General features: G+C 69.9%; 11 protein-coding genes. 7 read left to right on the forward strand and 4 right to left on the reverse strand.

The annotated features are described in order from the left end of the window. Positions 1 to 17: 17 nt before the first annotated feature. Genes LCY71_RS12820 through fba form a run of 3 tightly spaced genes read right to left on the reverse strand, consistent with a single transcriptional unit; the run spans position 18 to position 3,599 of the window. Positions 18 to 1,064, reverse strand: coding sequence for an NAD(P)-dependent oxidoreductase (locus tag LCY71_RS12820; RefSeq protein WP_225333537.1), 1,047 nt, complete (start codon positions 1,062 to 1,064; stop codon positions 18 to 20). Then, positions 1,057 to 2,598 (reverse strand): FGGY-family carbohydrate kinase, encoded by a 1,542-nt coding sequence (locus tag LCY71_RS12825; protein ID WP_225333538.1) that lies wholly within the window; start codon positions 2,596 to 2,598, stop codon positions 1,057 to 1,059. Before LCY71_RS12825 ends, LCY71_RS12820 begins: the two co-directional genes overlap by 8 nt. Beyond that, positions 2,595 to 3,599, reverse strand: coding sequence for a class II fructose-bisphosphate aldolase (gene fba / locus LCY71_RS12830; protein ID WP_225333539.1), 1,005 nt, complete (start codon positions 3,597 to 3,599; stop codon positions 2,595 to 2,597). Before fba ends, LCY71_RS12825 begins: the two co-directional genes overlap by 4 nt. A gap of 119 nt (positions 3,600 to 3,718) precedes the next feature. On the opposite strand from fba, the gene LCY71_RS12835 reads away from it, so the two are divergent. Continuing rightward, a complete protein-coding gene (locus tag LCY71_RS12835) occupies positions 3,719 to 4,993 on the forward strand; it encodes a mandelate racemase/muconate lactonizing enzyme family protein (RefSeq protein ID WP_225333540.1) in 1,275 nt (424 codons plus the stop codon). Positions 4,994 to 5,044: 51 nt separating this feature from the next. After that, the gene (locus tag LCY71_RS12840) at positions 5,045 to 6,712 is read left to right on the forward strand and encodes a TCP-1/cpn60 chaperonin family protein (protein ID WP_225333541.1); all 1,668 of its coding nucleotides are present in this window, start codon (positions 5,045 to 5,047) and stop codon (positions 6,710 to 6,712) included. Between the two features lie 33 nt (positions 6,713 to 6,745). Here LCY71_RS12840 and LCY71_RS12845 read toward each other — a convergent pair whose 3' ends face one another. Then, complete coding sequence (locus LCY71_RS12845) at positions 6,746 to 8,305, reverse strand: TCP-1/cpn60 chaperonin family protein (protein WP_225333542.1); 1,560 nt, start codon at positions 8,303 to 8,305, stop codon at positions 6,746 to 6,748. 120 nt (positions 8,306 to 8,425) lie between these two features. On the opposite strand from LCY71_RS12845, the gene LCY71_RS12850 reads away from it, so the two are divergent. The 5 genes from LCY71_RS12850 to LCY71_RS12870 all read left to right on the forward strand — a co-directional run bounded on the left by LCY71_RS12850 (position 8,426) and on the right by LCY71_RS12870 (position 14,418). Continuing rightward, positions 8,426 to 10,039, forward strand: coding sequence for an extracellular solute-binding protein (locus tag LCY71_RS12850; RefSeq protein WP_225333543.1), 1,614 nt, complete (start codon positions 8,426 to 8,428; stop codon positions 10,037 to 10,039). Positions 10,040 to 10,213: 174 nt separating this feature from the next. Next, positions 10,214 to 11,161, forward strand: a complete 948-nt coding sequence (locus tag LCY71_RS12855; RefSeq protein ID WP_225333544.1) for a carbohydrate ABC transporter permease — start codon at positions 10,214 to 10,216, stop codon at positions 11,159 to 11,161. Between the two features lie 11 nt (positions 11,162 to 11,172). Continuing rightward, positions 11,173 to 12,018 carry a carbohydrate ABC transporter permease gene (locus LCY71_RS12860; protein ID WP_225333545.1) on the forward strand — a complete coding sequence of 282 codons (846 nt, stop codon included), beginning with the start codon at positions 11,173 to 11,175 and terminating at the stop codon, positions 12,016 to 12,018. An 83-nt stretch (positions 12,019 to 12,101) separates the two neighbouring features. Next, positions 12,102 to 13,268, forward strand: coding sequence for an ABC transporter ATP-binding protein (locus LCY71_RS12865; protein WP_225333546.1), 1,167 nt, complete (start codon positions 12,102 to 12,104; stop codon positions 13,266 to 13,268). A gap of 43 nt (positions 13,269 to 13,311) precedes the next feature. Then, positions 13,312 to 14,418: an isocitrate/isopropylmalate dehydrogenase family protein gene (locus LCY71_RS12870; protein WP_225333547.1), complete on the forward strand. Its 1,107-nt coding sequence runs from the start codon at positions 13,312 to 13,314 to the stop codon at positions 14,416 to 14,418. Positions 14,419 to 14,421: the final 3 nt, after the last annotated feature.

Raw genomic sequence — 14,421 nt, forward strand, 5'->3', positions numbered from 1 at the left:
CCGGCCCACTCCCGCTGTCAGTCGACGCGGTGCTCGGGCCCCTCGCCAGAGAGGATCGCAGCGAGGTCATCGGCGACGATTCGCGAACCGTTGAGGACCGCGTCCCGCGTCGAACCCGCGGTGTGGGGGGAGAGCCAGGCGTTCTCCAGCGAGAGCAGCGGGTGGTCCTCGGGCAGGGGCTCCTCCTCGAAGACGTCGAGCGCGGCGCCGCCGACGTCGCCCGCTTCGAGCGCGTCGACGAGCGCGTCGGTGTCGACGAGGCCCCCGCGGGCCGTGTTGACCAGCAGCGCGTCGTCGTCCATCGCCTCGAGGGCGTCGGCGTCGATCAGGTGGTGCGTCTCCTCCGAGAGGCGCACGTGCAGGGTCACGAGGTCGGCGTTCGCGAGCGTCTCCTCGAAGCCGGCGGGCGTCGCGCCCAGGTCCTTGATATCGCCGTCGTCGACGTACGGGTCGTGCCCGAGGACCTCGGGACCGAACCCGGACCAGCGCTCGACGACGTTGCGCCCGACGTTCCCCAGGCCGATCACGCCGACGGTGAGCGAACGCACGTCGCGCGGGAGGCCCGCGGGATCGAACTCCAGGGCCCACTCGCCCCGGCCGGTCGTCTCGACGAAATGGGGGATCCGGCGGTGGGCCGCTAGGCCGAAAGCGACGGCGTAGTCCGCGACCGCGTCCGCGTTGCGCCCGGGCGCGTGCAGCACGGTCACGCCGTGCTCCGCGGCCGCCTCGACGTCGAGGTTCTCGACGCCGCCCCGTGCCGCGGCGACCACTTCAAGGTCCTCGCCGGCTTCGATCACCGCCCGCGAGACGGGCGCCTTGTGCACGACCAGGAACTCGACGCCAGCGACGTTCTCGACGATGGCGCTCGCGTCGTAGTCGCTGGGGCCCCGCTCCTCCATGTCCATCGTCACGTCGCGGAAGTCGGCCCCGGAGAGGTCCGCCCGCCAGTCCATCCGCTCGACGGTCACCCCCCGGTCCTGGAGGTGACCGGCGGATTCGTACATCGCCTCGCTGGGCTGCTGGGGATCGCCGCACAGCAGGCACCGTTTCGCTGAGTCAGTCATCTGTCGTCTCCGTTTCGGCCGCCGCGGTTAAGCGTTTCCACGTGGGGCGAATCGCCGCGAGGGTGTCCTCGAAGACCGCCCGGCGGTCCCGGTACACCGAGGCGGCCGCCGGGTCCGGTTCGTGGCGACGCGCGACGGACACCATCGCGTCGACAGCGGTCGCGTGGTCGGGGTGGACGTTCGCTGCGAGGGCCGCACAGACGGCGGCACCGCGGGCCCCGACCTCCTCGCCCGCCGGGACCAGCAGCGGGTCGTCGACGGCGGCGGCGAAGACGTCGCTCCAGACCGCGCTGCGGGCCCCGCCGCCGCCCAGGCGGACGTCGGAGAGCCCGCCGTCCGGCGCCAGTTCGTCGAGGCGGGCGCTCTGGCCGATGGCGACCCCCTCGTAGACGGCCCGGAGCATGTGCGCCTTCGTGTGGTCCGTCGTGAGGCCGTAGAAGCCGCCCCTGTCGGTCGGATCGTCGGTCGAGCCGTCCAGATACGGGTGGAAGAGCAGCCCCTCGGCACCGGCGGGAACGCCCTCGACCACGCGGTCGTACACGTCGTACTCGCCGATTCCCTCGCGCTCGGCCCGGCGTCGCCACTCGTCGCCGACCTCGTCGGTGAACCAGTCGAGACAGACGGCGGCCGATCGCAGGCCCTTGTACCGCAGGTAACCGTCCGCGAGGAACCGGCGCGTCAGCCCCGGCGGCGCCCCGTCGTCCACGCCGGTCAGGGGGTCGTCGAGGACGACGATGCTCTGGCCCCACGTCCCGACGATGAGGACGCCCTGGCCGCCCTCGTGCGCGCCCGTCCCGAGCGCCGTCGCTCCGACGTCGTGGAGCCCCGAGGCGACCGGGGTCCCCGGTTTCAGGCCGGTCTCCTCGGCAGCGGCCTCGGTCACGCGCCCGCACGACCGCCAGCTGGGCACGACGTCCGGGAGGAGGCCGGGCGAGGCGCGCAGGCCGAGCGCGTCGAAGACTCCGCGGTCGTACCCGTCGTCCCCGGGGCCGTAGAAGACGCTCGCTTCCATCTCGTCAGTGCAGGCCCGCCCGGTGAGGCGGTACTTCAGGTAGTCCTTGCAGAACAGCAGCGTCTCGGCCCGGTCGACCGCGTCCGGCTCGTGCCGGTCGAGCCAGCCCAGCAGGCTGAGCGGGTCGGCGGCGAAGGGGGGGTATCCCAGACGCTCGCGCATCCGGTCGGCCGTGCCGTCCGCCTCCCACTCCTCGACCAGATCCGCGGCCCGGCTGTCCGTCGACTTGATCGCGGGCCGGACCTGCTCGCCGTCCCCGCCGAGCAGGTAGAGCCCGTGGCCGTGGCCGGCGACCCCGACCGCGGCGACGTCGGCGGCGGGGTCTGGGGCGTCGCCGATCGCCGCACGGATCGCGCCGGCGACGGTCGCCCACAGGTCGTCGAGGTCGACCTCGCGCCGCCCCGGCCCGGGCCGGTCCGTCGGGGTCTCGCGACTGGCCTGCCCGACCACCTCGCCGCCGGGCGTGAACAGGACGGCCGTCGTGGTCGTGAGGCCGGCGTCGACCCCCAGCAGCAGCGTCATCGGTCCCCGTCGGCGGAGCGGCTCCGGCCGGCGCTCCCGGACACCGCGGCGAGCTCGCCGTACACGTCGGCGATCCGCTCGCGGATCTCCCCGCCGACCACGCGCGGGTCGAACCGGCGCTTGTCGGGCGCCCAGTCGGCGTCGGCGAAGAAGGTCGCTCTGTCGTCTTCGACGCCCTCGGGCGGCAGGATCGCGTCGGCCTCGTCGCGGTAGAACTCGCAGGCAGTGCGCGCGTACTCGTACTGGTAGCGGGTGTTGGTGTTGAGCTTGCAGACGCCCGTCTCCATCAGGGCCGATACCTGCTCGGGCGTCAGCCCGGAGGAGCCGTGGACCACGAGCGGTACGTCGAAGCCGCGCTCGCGGAGGGCAGCGTCGATGTCGGCCGCCAGGTCCACCCGGAGGTCGAGGTCGACGCCAGCGGAGACCCCGTGTTCGGTCCCGATAGAGACGGCCAGCAGGTCACAGCCCGTGCGGTCGACGAACTCGACGGCTTCCTCGGGATCGGTGTAGAACGCCTCGTCGGTCGTTTCGCCGCTCTCCGTCCCGCTGATCGTGCCGAGTTCCGCCTCGACGAGGACGTCCTCGCCGGCCAGTCGGTCGACTGCCGCGCGCGTCCGCTCGACGTTCCCCTCGAAGGCCCGGTCGGAGGCGTCGACCATCAGCGACGACGGGTTGGCTTCCTCGACGGCGGCGTCGATCATCGCCTCGTCCTCGGCGGCCACGTGGTCGACGTTCAGGAAGACCCCCACGTCGACCCCCTCGCTCAGCGCGCGGAGGTGGGCGTCGAGGGCACGCATTCCCGCCCGGACGTCGCCGTTCCCGACGTACTCGGTCGTGTCGCGCTTGACCTGGAGCACGATGTCCGAGTCGGCGGCGGCCGCCCCGTTCACGAGCCCAGTCATGATGTCGAGGTGCGTGACGTTGCTCGCGACGAACCCGTACCCGTCGCGCTTCGCCCCGGCGTACACGTCGGCGAGTTCCTCGCCCCTGAAGTACGGCATAGCCCCCGGTTCGGCGCACCCGGTCAAAAGGTTTGTCGCCGGCGCCGCTGGGTAGCCCGTACGACTCGCCCGGGCACCGGGTACCAACGATTAAGCACTAGCCCCGATACACCGGACCCATGGCACCCGGCACGGAACCGACGGACTCGAAGTACAGGGGACTCGTCGACGACATGCGCGGCGGAGTGGGATGGCGCGACCTCCGAACCCCCGACGCGCGCCGTGCGGACGAGCGCGACGTCGAGATCACCGACGTCCGCTGCGTCGTCGTCGAAGGCAACTTCCCGTGGAACCTGATCGCAGTGGAGACCGACGCCGGGGAGTACGGCCTCGGCGAGGCGTTTCCCGGCCCCGCGTCGGAGTACGTGGCGTTCCTCCGGCCGGGACTGGTCGGGGAGAACCCCTTCGACGTCGACAGGCTCGTCGAACACATGACGCAGTTGCTGTCGGGCCTGGGCGGGTCGCTGGGATACTCGCAGGCCGCGGTCAGCGGAATCGAGACGGCCCTGATAGACGTCGTCGGGAAGCTCACCGGGCTTCCGGCCTACCAGCTCATGGGCGGGAAGTACCGCGACGCGGTGCGGATCTACTGCGACTGTCACGCCGGCGACGCGCCCGACGCGGACCCCCGGGAGATCTATTCACCCGAGTCCTACGCAGCCGTCGCCCGCGAGGTAGTCGACGAGGGGTTCGACGCGCTGAAGTTCGACCTCGACGTTCGGACCGAGGCGGCGGACACCGCCACGCGCCGCCTGTCCAACGACGCCGTCGAGCACAAGGTCGAGGTCGTTCGGGCGGTTCGGGACGCGATCGGATCGAGCCCCGCCCTGGGGTTCGACCTCCACTGGAACTTCTCCGTCGAGACGGCAGAGCGGATCGCCCGGGGCGTCGAGGACGCCGACCTGGCCTGGCTCGAAGACCCCGTCCCGCCGGAGAACGTCGACGCGCACCGGGCGGTGACCGATTCGACGTCGACGCCGATCCTGGCGGGCGAGAACATCACGCGCGTGGAGGGCTTCCTCCCCTTCCTCACCGAGCAGGCCGTCGACGTGATAGCGCCGGACCTGCAGAAGGCTGGCGGGCTCTTCGAGTTCCGGAAGATCGCCACGGTCGCGGACGCCTTCGACGTCCCGGTCGCCCCGCACAACATCTCGAGTCCGATCGGGACGATGGCGAGCGTCCACGCCTGTGCGACCGTCCCGAACGCCTTCGCCCTGGAGTACCACGCCCGCGAGGTCGACTGGTGGGACGACCTGCACGGCCGCGACGAGCCGCTGATCCGGGACGGAGAGATTCAGGTGCCCGAGGAGCCCGGTCTGGGGATCGACCTCGATCCGGACGTCGTCCGCGAGCACGCCGCGCCCGGCGAGTCCGGACTCGGACTCGAAGAGTGAGCGGGGGAGCCGGCACGAAGCTTTAACCCACCGACATCTCTAATGGGTTGCATGGCCGCCGAGAGAGAGACAGACGACGGTGTCGCCCTGAACGACGTCGATCGGGGCGAGTGGACGATGCGCGACGAGGACGCGCGGTGGTACGTGCGGGGAGCGGTCGACGCGACGGTGTCCCTGGTCGAGTCGACGTTCGGTCCGGACGGGATGGAGAAGCTCGTCGCCACCGAGGACACGCAGAACCAGCAGGAACTGGTGAGAGTGGACGACGCGGGTCGCCTGCTCGACGCCATCGAGCGCGGAGACGGCTTCGCCCATCCTGTCGCGGCCCTGCTCGTCGACGGCGTCGACGGGATGCGCAGCGGCCTGCGCGACGGGACGACCGCAGCGGTGCTGCTGGCCGGGGCGTTCATGGACGAGGGCTTCGAGCTGATCGATCGGGGGCTCGCACCCAGTAGCGTCGTCGTCGGGTACGGCATCGCCCGCGCCCGCACCGGGCAGGTACTGGACGACCTCGCCCGGCCGGTCGACGCCGGCGACCGCGGGACCCTCGCGGACGTGGCCGCCACGACGATGACGACGAACCTCGATCCGGCGGTGCGGCGTCGTCTCGCCGACCGGATCGGCGAGACGGTCACGCGGCTGGCCGACGAGCGCGACGACGGGTGGATCGACACGGACGACGCGAGGGTGCTCGCCCGGCCGGGTGCCGAGGCGGGCGTCTACGACGGACTGATGCTCTCGCGACCGGACGACGCCGGCGCGAACGGCCTGGGCGTCACCGAGCCGATCGAGGACGCGACGGTCGCGATCCTCGACGCGGAGATCGACTTCGAGGAGACCGCGAGCGTGCTGGACGGCGGCGACGGCGTGCAGCTCTCCTCCCCCGACGCGGCCCGGCGGTACCGGTCGGAACTCGAAACGCGGATCGATTCGACGGCCGAGGCGCTGGTCGACCGCGGGGTCGACGTGCTGGTCTGCATGGAGAAACTCGACGAGTCGATCGTCCGGCCGTTCGAGTCGGCCGGGCTCGCCGTCGTCGACAAGGCGAAGTACCCGAAGGAGGACGTCTATCGGCTCGCCCGCGCGACCGGCGGGACGACCGTCTCGGACCTGCGCGACCTGACCGACGACCGCCTGGGCCAGGCCGACCGCGTCGGCCAGCGACGGGTCGGCGACGAGGTCTGGACGGCGTTCGAGGGGTGTCCGGGCCCCGTCTACACCCTCGTCGCCGACGGGGGGACGGCCGGGGAGGCGGAGCGCCGGCGGGAGGCCGTCGAGGACGCTCTCGAGACGGCGGCCGTCGCCGCGATGGACGGACAGGTCCTCCCCGGCGCGGGTGCGCCGTCGATGGCCGTGGCGGCCGCGGTCCGCGACGGGGCGGCCGAGGTCAGCGGTCGCGAGCAGCTCGCCGTCGAGGCCTTCGCCGACGCCGTCGAGCGGCTCCCGGCGACGCTCGCGCGCAACGCTGGACACGACCCGGTCGCCTCGCTGACCGAACTGCGGTCGGCCCACGCCGCCGGTCGCGCGGCGGCCGGCGTCGACCCGGAGACGGGCGAACCCGTCGACGCGTGGGAGGCGGGCGTCGTCGAGCCCCGCCGGGTGTTCTCGCAGGCCGTCGAGACGGCCGCCGCGGTCACCGAGCGGCTGCTGACGATCGACGCCGTGCTGTACCCGAACGTCCGGCTCCCGGGCTACACGCCGCGGCCCGAGCGGAACTGATCGGACGGGCCGAGACGGTCGCGGCCGGCGCCGTCAGAGTTCTCCCTCCCTGATCGGGACGTCGTCCGGCGGGTCCGGCTCCTCGTCACCGAGGTCGGTCGCGTCGAGCCGCTCGTCGATCCTGATCAGCTGGACCGCGAGGTCCGTCGCGGCCGAGAACACCTCGCGCTTGAGCGAGAGCGGCTCGACGATCGGGTCCGCCCCGAGCACGTCCGTCGCCTCACCGGCGAGCGCGTCGATTCCGACGGCGTCGCGCCCCTCGCTGCGGGCGACGCGCAGGCGGATTACCGCGCGTCCCGCGTCGAGCCCCGCGGTCGCGGCCAGTGCCCGGGGAACGGCCGTCATCGCTCGGCCGAAGCCCTCGGTGGCGAGCTGGTGGCGGCCGCCTATCGACCGGGCCGCTTCGTCGACGGCCCGGGCAGCCGTCGCCTCGACGGCGCCCCCGCCGGGCACGACGCGTCCGTCCCCGACCGCGGCGGCCGTGGCCGCGACGGCGGCGTCGACGGAGTTCTCGAACGCCGTGGCGCTCCGGGGGTCCGGCGCGCGGCAGAACACGGTGTAGGTCGGCTCGCCTGCGTCGGATTTGACGACGGTGACGTCAGACCCGGCTTTCCGCTGGACGGAGACGGTTCCCGTCCCCAGCGCGTCCTCGGTGACCTGCTCGAGCGTGGGGACGACGGTCGCGCCCGTGGCGCGCGCGATTCCCGCGAGTTCGTCCGCGTCCACGCGCTGGACGCCGAGGATGCCCCGCGCCGCGAGTTCTGCCTGGACCCGCTCGTTGATGGCGCGCTCGGTGATCACCGCACTGCACCCGGCGTCCAGCACCGCCTGAAGCCGCTCCCCGAACGCGTCGGACTCGTACTCGGCGACGGCCTCCCTGTCCTCGAAGGAGTCGGCGTCGAGGACGACGCGCCGGGTGACCCGGCCCGTCTGGCTCCCGACGTGGGGGACGTCGACGGTCGAGGACAGGACCGCGACGCCGCCGTCGGCCGAGCGCGGCATCGCGTCGAGGACCGGGCCGCGCTCGAGCACGGTCCCGCGGACGAGGTCCGTCTCGGCGGTCGCACCGCCGGTCTTCGAGACCACGCGGACGGCCTGGCTCGCTTCGGACCCGGCGTCCTCGACGGCCTCGGCGATCAGGTCGGCCACGGTTCGTCGGGTCTGGGGGGTGCGCGTGCCCGTCAGCGCCGTCCTGGCCACGGCCGCCGATCCGAACGCCGACAGCGGTCGGGCGTCGCGTTCGACTGCGTCGAGCGCGACGTCCAGTCCCTCGCGGTACCCTCGCTCTACGGCCGTCGGGTGCAGCCCCTCCTCCGCGAGCCGATCGGCCTCGCGGAGCAAGGCCCCGGCGAGCGTGACGACGGTACCCGTCCCGTCGCCGTAGCGCTCCCCGAAGCCCGACGCGGCCGTCTCGAGCAGCGTCACCGCGGGATCAGTGACGTCCAGCCGGTCGAGCAACTCGGTCGACGAAGCGGTCGCCGTGACGGTGCCGTCCGCCTGTATCAGGAGCTTGTTCGCGCCGAACGGTCCGAGCGCGGTCGAGACGACGTCGCAGACGCGCTGCACCCCGCTAGCGAGCTCTTCGTGTGTCACACTACGACGTGGTCCCCCCGGGGTAAATAAGTATCGAGCGTCCTAGACGAATTTTGCAACTGCCGGCGCCGTAAAATTGGTGATTAATTATTTATGTTAGCGAACGTCAATTTCTGTCGCATGCCAACTAGTGACAAGAGTGGCGAATCCATGAACGATCCCGTGGCGGAGGAGGACGGCGAGACGTCGCGCCGTGACTTCGTCAGGATGACGACCGGAGCCGCCAGCGTGGGTGCGCTGGGCGCCCTCGCGGGCTGCGGTGGCGACGGCGGCGACGGCGACGGTGGCGGTGGCGGCGACGGCGGCGACGGTGACGGCGGTGGCGACACCGCGACCGAGGGCGACGGGGGTGGCGACGGCGGTGGGAGCGACACCACCAGCATCACCTTCATCTCCGCGAACGCCGTGGAGAACGGCGACATCCAGGAGCACTTCCAGTCGTCGATGGAGGACTTCTCGTCGAAGAACGAGGGGTACGAGGCCGACCTGCAGACCGCGTCGTACGGCGACATCCAGAACACGATCACGTCGGCCGTCTCGGCCGGGAACGTCCCGGCGCTCGCCGAGAGCGGTGGCCTCGGCATCCAGTACCTCAAGGACGGGCGGCTGGCCGACCACCAGTCGTTCTTCGAGGAGAGCGACACGCTCCCCGACGGGCTCACGTCCGCGGGTCAGCAGGTCTCGGCGTTCCGCGATTACTGGTGGTCGCTCGGGGCGATCCGCAACACCAACAGCAACCTCGGCATCCGACCGAAGACCTTCTCGCAGGCCGGCGTCGAGAACCCGCTAGAGGACCTCAAGACCTGGAGCCAGTTCTACGAGGTCCTCCAGCGGATCGACGAGAACCAGGACATCATCGCCTACGAGGAGACGGGCGTCCCGGGCGACCTCGAGTCCTACTGGGGCTACGCCCGCACGGCGTACACGGAGGGTACCGACCCGTGGATCCGCGGCGACGGCACCGACCCCGACGTCGTCATCGCCAACGAGGACATGGAGGAGGACCGCCAGAAGACCGACGGCTGGATCAAGGGCTGCGTCCAGCTGGCGAACCAGTTCAGCAGCGACGAGGCCGCGACCCGGGGCGACGAGGACATCCCGTCGCTGATGCTCAGCGGCCGGGTCGCCTCGTTCACGTACGCCTTGCCGACGGCCAACCGCTGGTACTCGGTCAGCGAGGACGCCCAGATCGGCTGGAACGGCGGCGACGGCGACTTCATGCTGCTACCGAACCCCCAGCTTGACGAGGGGTTCGGCGAGATGATCGGCAACGAGGACCTCGCCGGCCACTCCGGCCAGCACGGCGGCCACGTCTGGGCGCTTGAGCAGGCCCACACTATCTTCGCGGACGTCAGCGACGAGGAGCAGGAGGGCGCCTGGGCCCTCGGACAGTACCTGCTCGAGGACGACGATTTCGTCCTCCCCGCGTGGGGCGAACACTACGAGGCCATCCCCGGCATGGACTCCAAACTGGACACGCTCAGGGACGAGTACGACCTGCCGCAGAACTTCGAGCAGGCGCTGCAGAACATGGTCGACTACGGCGACCAGTACAGCAACACCGGCGGTCCCTGGAACGTCTGGCCCAGCGACCCGATCCGCTGGACGGACATCAACGAGACCATCAGTCAGGCCATCGCCGGCCAGCACAGCGTCGACGAGACGCCGTCGCTCGTCCGCGACCGGGTGATGACCCGCCTCGAGGAGGAGAACCAGGGCGAGGTCCCGTCCTGAGCGCGGGGGAGCGAGCCGCCGTCCGCGGGCCCGCCGCTCGGTCGGCGCCGTCGCTCGCCTCCCGCCGCTCGACCGCGCCCGCCCGCCGCGGTCCGTTACGGTCCAGTCTATCCTGTGGTTCGTCAACATATGGCAAAGATTTATTCTGCAGGCATCAGTTCTCCCAATCAGACTATGGCCCAAGAGCAAGCCCGCTCTCGCGAGGAGATACGCGAGGAGTACGGGCTCGACGAGCGGACGATCACGGATCGACTCAGGGAGAACTGGGCCGGGTACGTGTTCATCCTGCCGACGTTCCTCGCGTTCACGGCCCTGTTCTACTACCCGATCTTTCGCGGAGTAACGATGACAGTCACCAACACGCAACTCGGCGAGCCCGGCGAGTTCGTCGGGCTCGCGAACTACCAGTGGCTGGTGACGAACGACCTGTTCGTCTACGCGTTCGGGTGGACCATCGTCTTCGTGGCCGGGACCACGTTCCTCCAGCTCGCCCTCGGGCTGCTCGCCGCGCTCCTGCTGAACGAACTGAAAGACGCGGTGAAGGACTGGATCGGCGCCGTGATCATGTCGCCGTACTTCTCGGCGCCGCTGGCCGGCGGCGTGATCTGGATGTGGTTCCTGGACAACGACTTCGGGTTCCTGCCGAAGTTGTTCGCGATATTCGGGGTAGACACGCCGTCGTTCCTCGCGACGGGACTCTGGCCGTTCGTCTCGCTGATCATCGCCCAGACCTGGCACGACTACGCGTACTCGGCCATCATCTACGCCGCGGCCCTCTCGAGCATCCCGAAAGAACAGTACGAGGCGGCGGCCCAGTCGGGTGCGAACCGTCTCCAGCGGTTCCGCGACGTGACGGTGCCGCGTCTGCTGATTCCAACTATCGTCATCCTGGCGCTGCGGACGGCGTGGAACATCGCCGAGTTCGACCAGCCGTTCGCGCTGACCGGCGGCGGCCCGGGGACGAGGACGATGCTGCTCAGCATCCTGACCTACCGCGTGGCCTTCGTCAACAACAACTTCGCGCGGGCCTACACGATCGGGATGGCGATGGTGCTGCTGTCCATGACGGCCGCGCTGATCTACGTGAAGGCCATCGACCAAGAGGAGGACCTCTACGTCTGAGGTGAGCAGGTATGCTCAACGAAAACAAACGAGCCAAACTGCTGTTGTACGCCGGTATCGCCGCGTTCACCCTGTGGGCGGTCGTCCCGTACTACTGGGTGATCCGGACGTCGATCCTGACCAACATCGCGGCGATCAGCCCCGACACCGGATTCATCCCGGACATCAGCCTGCTCACGCTCGATTCGTACCTCGCGATCTGGGACCGGTTCGCCTTCCAGACGTACTTCGGCAACAGTATCATCGTCTCTATCGCAGCGACGATCATCTCGCTGTTCTTCGCCATTCCGGGCGCATACGCCTTCGCGCGGCTGGACTTCCCCGGCCGACAGGCGCTGTTCTACACCGCCGTGTTCACCATCATGTTCCCCTGGATCGTGCTGACGATCCCGGTGTACGAGGTGTTCTTCTTCCTCGATCTGGTGAACACCCTCACGGGCATCATCATCGCGCTCTCGATCTTCGTGTTGCCACAGAATATCTGGCTGCTCCAGGGCTTTTTCCGGCAGGGCATCCCGGAGAACATCGAGGAGGCGGCGCTGATCGACGGCCACAACGAACTGACCGCCTTCCTGCGGATCGTGCTCCCGCTGAGCCTCCCCGCGGTCGCCGCGGCGGCGCTGTTCGCCTTCCTGACGGCCTGGAACAACTTCCTGTGGGTGTTCGTCCTGACGACCGACGAGGCGAACCGGACCGCGACCGTCGCCATCTACTACATCCTCGGAAGCGACGTGCTCCGGGAGTGGAACGTGCTGATGGCGTCGCTCGTGCTGCTCGTCGCACCGCCAGTGATCTTCTACGGCCTGTCCCGGCGCTACGTCGGCGCGGGCCTCGGCGGCTCCCCGGGAGGCGGATGACCGGATTGTTACGCCGATCTCGGAGCGAACAGAGCACTAATGAATATATGACGGCGCAACGAAGGAAACCTCAATGATAAACCATGGCACGACTCGAACTCGATAACGTCACGAAGGTGTTCGACACGCAAGCGGAGACGATCGTCGCGGTCGAGGAGCTAGACCTGGACATCAAGGACGGCGAGTTCATCGTCGTCGTCGGCCCGTCCGGTTGCGGCAAGTCGACCACGCTCCGGATGATCGCCGGCCTCGAGACGGTCACCCAGGGCGAGATCAGACTCGGCGGCGAGCGGATCAACGAGAAGGCGCCGAAGGACCGCGACATCGCGATGGTGTTCCAGTCCTACGCGCTGTACCCGCACAAGACCGTCCGCCAGAACATGGCCTACGGCCTGCACTTGAGTACCGACCTCGACGACGAGGAGATCGACCGCCGCGTCGAGAACGCCGCCGAGATGATGGGCATCGAGGACCTCCTCGAGAAGAAGCCCTCCTCGCTGTCCGGCGGGCAGCAACAGCGCGTCGCGACGGGTCGGGCCATCGTCCGCGAACCGTCCCTGTTCCTGTTCGACGAGCCGCTATCGAACCTCGACGCGAAGCTCCGCAAGCACATGCGCACCGAACTCGCGCGCATCCACTCCGAGGTCGGCATCACGACGGTGTACGTGACCCACGATCAGGAGGAGGCGATGACGATGGCCGATCGTATCGTCATCCTGAACCACGGCGAGCTCCAGCAGGTGGGCGAACCCAAGGAGGTCTACCACGAGCCCGTCAACCAGTTCGTCGCCGACTTCATCGGCAGCCCCAGCATGAACTTCCGGGACGTCGAACTGGAGCGCGACACCGACGGGGCCGGCACGCTCGTCGGCGACGGTTTCAGCTACGCGGTCAGCAGCCGCTTCCTCGAGCAGCTCGACCCCTCGAAGACGGACATGGTCCTCGGCGTCAGGCCCGAGGACGTCCGCATCGACGCCGAGGCGCCGCCGGGAAAGCGCATCGAGGCCACCGTCGACGTGGTCGAAGTGGTCGGCTCGGACAACTTCATCTACCTCGACGTCGCCGGACGGGAGTTCAGGGCGCGCGCCCCGACGGAAGTCGAACCGACGGAGGACGAGACGGTCGCTCTCACGTTCGACGAGGACGACGTCCACCTGTTCGACGCGAGGACCGACGAGGCGCTCGCCCACGGCTACCCGGACGTCGACGTGACCACGGCGGTCGAACAGTCGGACACGACAGCCGACTGAGGCCCCGGAACGCTTTTGCGCGCTCTCCTCGCCATTCGAACGCGTGTCACACGATATCGCACTGATCCCCGGGGACGGCATCGGCACCGAGGTCGTGTCGGCGACGCGACCGCTGCTCGACCGCGCCGCGGACCTCGAAGACGCCTCCCTGTCGTACACCGGGTTCGACTGGGGGAGCCAGCGCTACCTCGACGAGGGGGCGATGATGCCCGACGACGGTATCGAGCGGCTTCGGGCCCACGACGCCGTCTTCCTCGGTGCCGTCGGCCACCCGGACGTCCCCGACCACGTGACCCTCCGCGGGCTCATGCTGCCGATACGGAAGCGGCTGAACCAGCAGGTCTGCAAGCGGCCGTCGGTGCTCTACGACGGCGTCGAGAGCCCGCTCCGGGGCTACGAGGGCGTCTCCGCGAGCGATGCGAGCGGAGGCTCGTCGGACCAGCGGGCCGATGGTGGCGACATCGACTTCGTCGTCTTCCGCGAGAACACCGAGGGCGAGTACGCCGACGTCGGCGGTCGCGAGCACCGCGGCTTCGACCACGAGCTCGCCGTCCAGAGCGCGGTGTTCACCCGCGAGGGGACCGAGACGGTCGTCCGAGCGGCGTTCGAGGCCGCTGCCGAGCGCGAGAGAACACTGACCAACGTGACCAAGTCCAACGCCCAGGCCTACGGCATGGTCCTGTGGGACGAAGTCGTCGCGGACGTGAGCGAGGAGTTCCCCGACGTCAAGGTGGAGCGCCTGCTCGTGGACGCCGCCGCGATGGACTTCGTCCGACGACCGGAGGCGTTCGACGTCGTGGTCGCCTCGAACCTCTTCGGCGACGTCCTCACCGACCTGGGCGCCATCGTCACCGGGAGCATGGGACTGGCGCCGTCGGCGAACCTCTGCGTCGACGGCGACGCGCCGTCGATGTTCGAACCGGTCCACGGGAGCGCGCCGGACATCGCCGGAGAGGGGATCGCAAACCCCCTCGCGACGGTCCTCTCGGGCGCCATGCTGTTCGAACACCTTGGCGAGACGGGGGCGGCGACGCGGCTCCGGACGGCCGTCCGGGAACAGCTGGCCGATCCCGACGCCCCCCGGACGCCGGACCTCGGCGGGGACGCGGGTACGGACGCGGTCGTCGCCGACCTCCGCGACCGACTGTAGACC

The organism is Halomicrobium urmianum, assembly GCF_020217425.1.
Classification (GTDB): domain Archaea; phylum Halobacteriota; class Halobacteria; order Halobacteriales; family Haloarculaceae; genus Halomicrobium; species Halomicrobium urmianum.

Coding starts and splice junctions, on each gene's coding strand:
- LCY71_RS12820 (WP_225333537.1), bottom strand. CDS start 1,064: ATGACTGACTCAGCGAAACGGTGCCTGCTGTGCGGCGATCCCCAGCAG.
- LCY71_RS12825 (WP_225333538.1), bottom strand. CDS start 2,598: ATGACGCTGCTGCTGGGGGTCGACGCCGGCCTCACGACCACGACGGCC.
- fba (WP_225333539.1), bottom strand. CDS start 3,599: ATGCCGTACTTCAGGGGCGAGGAACTCGCCGACGTGTACGCCGGGGCG.
- LCY71_RS12835 (WP_225333540.1), top strand. CDS start 3,719: ATGGCACCCGGCACGGAACCGACGGACTCGAAGTACAGGGGACTCGTC.
- LCY71_RS12840 (WP_225333541.1), top strand. CDS start 5,045: ATGGCCGCCGAGAGAGAGACAGACGACGGTGTCGCCCTGAACGACGTC.
- LCY71_RS12850 (WP_225333543.1), top strand. CDS start 8,426: ATGCCAACTAGTGACAAGAGTGGCGAATCCATGAACGATCCCGTGGCG.
- LCY71_RS12855 (WP_225333544.1), top strand. CDS start 10,214: ATGGCCCAAGAGCAAGCCCGCTCTCGCGAGGAGATACGCGAGGAGTAC.
- LCY71_RS12860 (WP_225333545.1), top strand. CDS start 11,173: ATGCTCAACGAAAACAAACGAGCCAAACTGCTGTTGTACGCCGGTATC.
- LCY71_RS12865 (WP_225333546.1), top strand. CDS start 12,102: ATGGCACGACTCGAACTCGATAACGTCACGAAGGTGTTCGACACGCAA.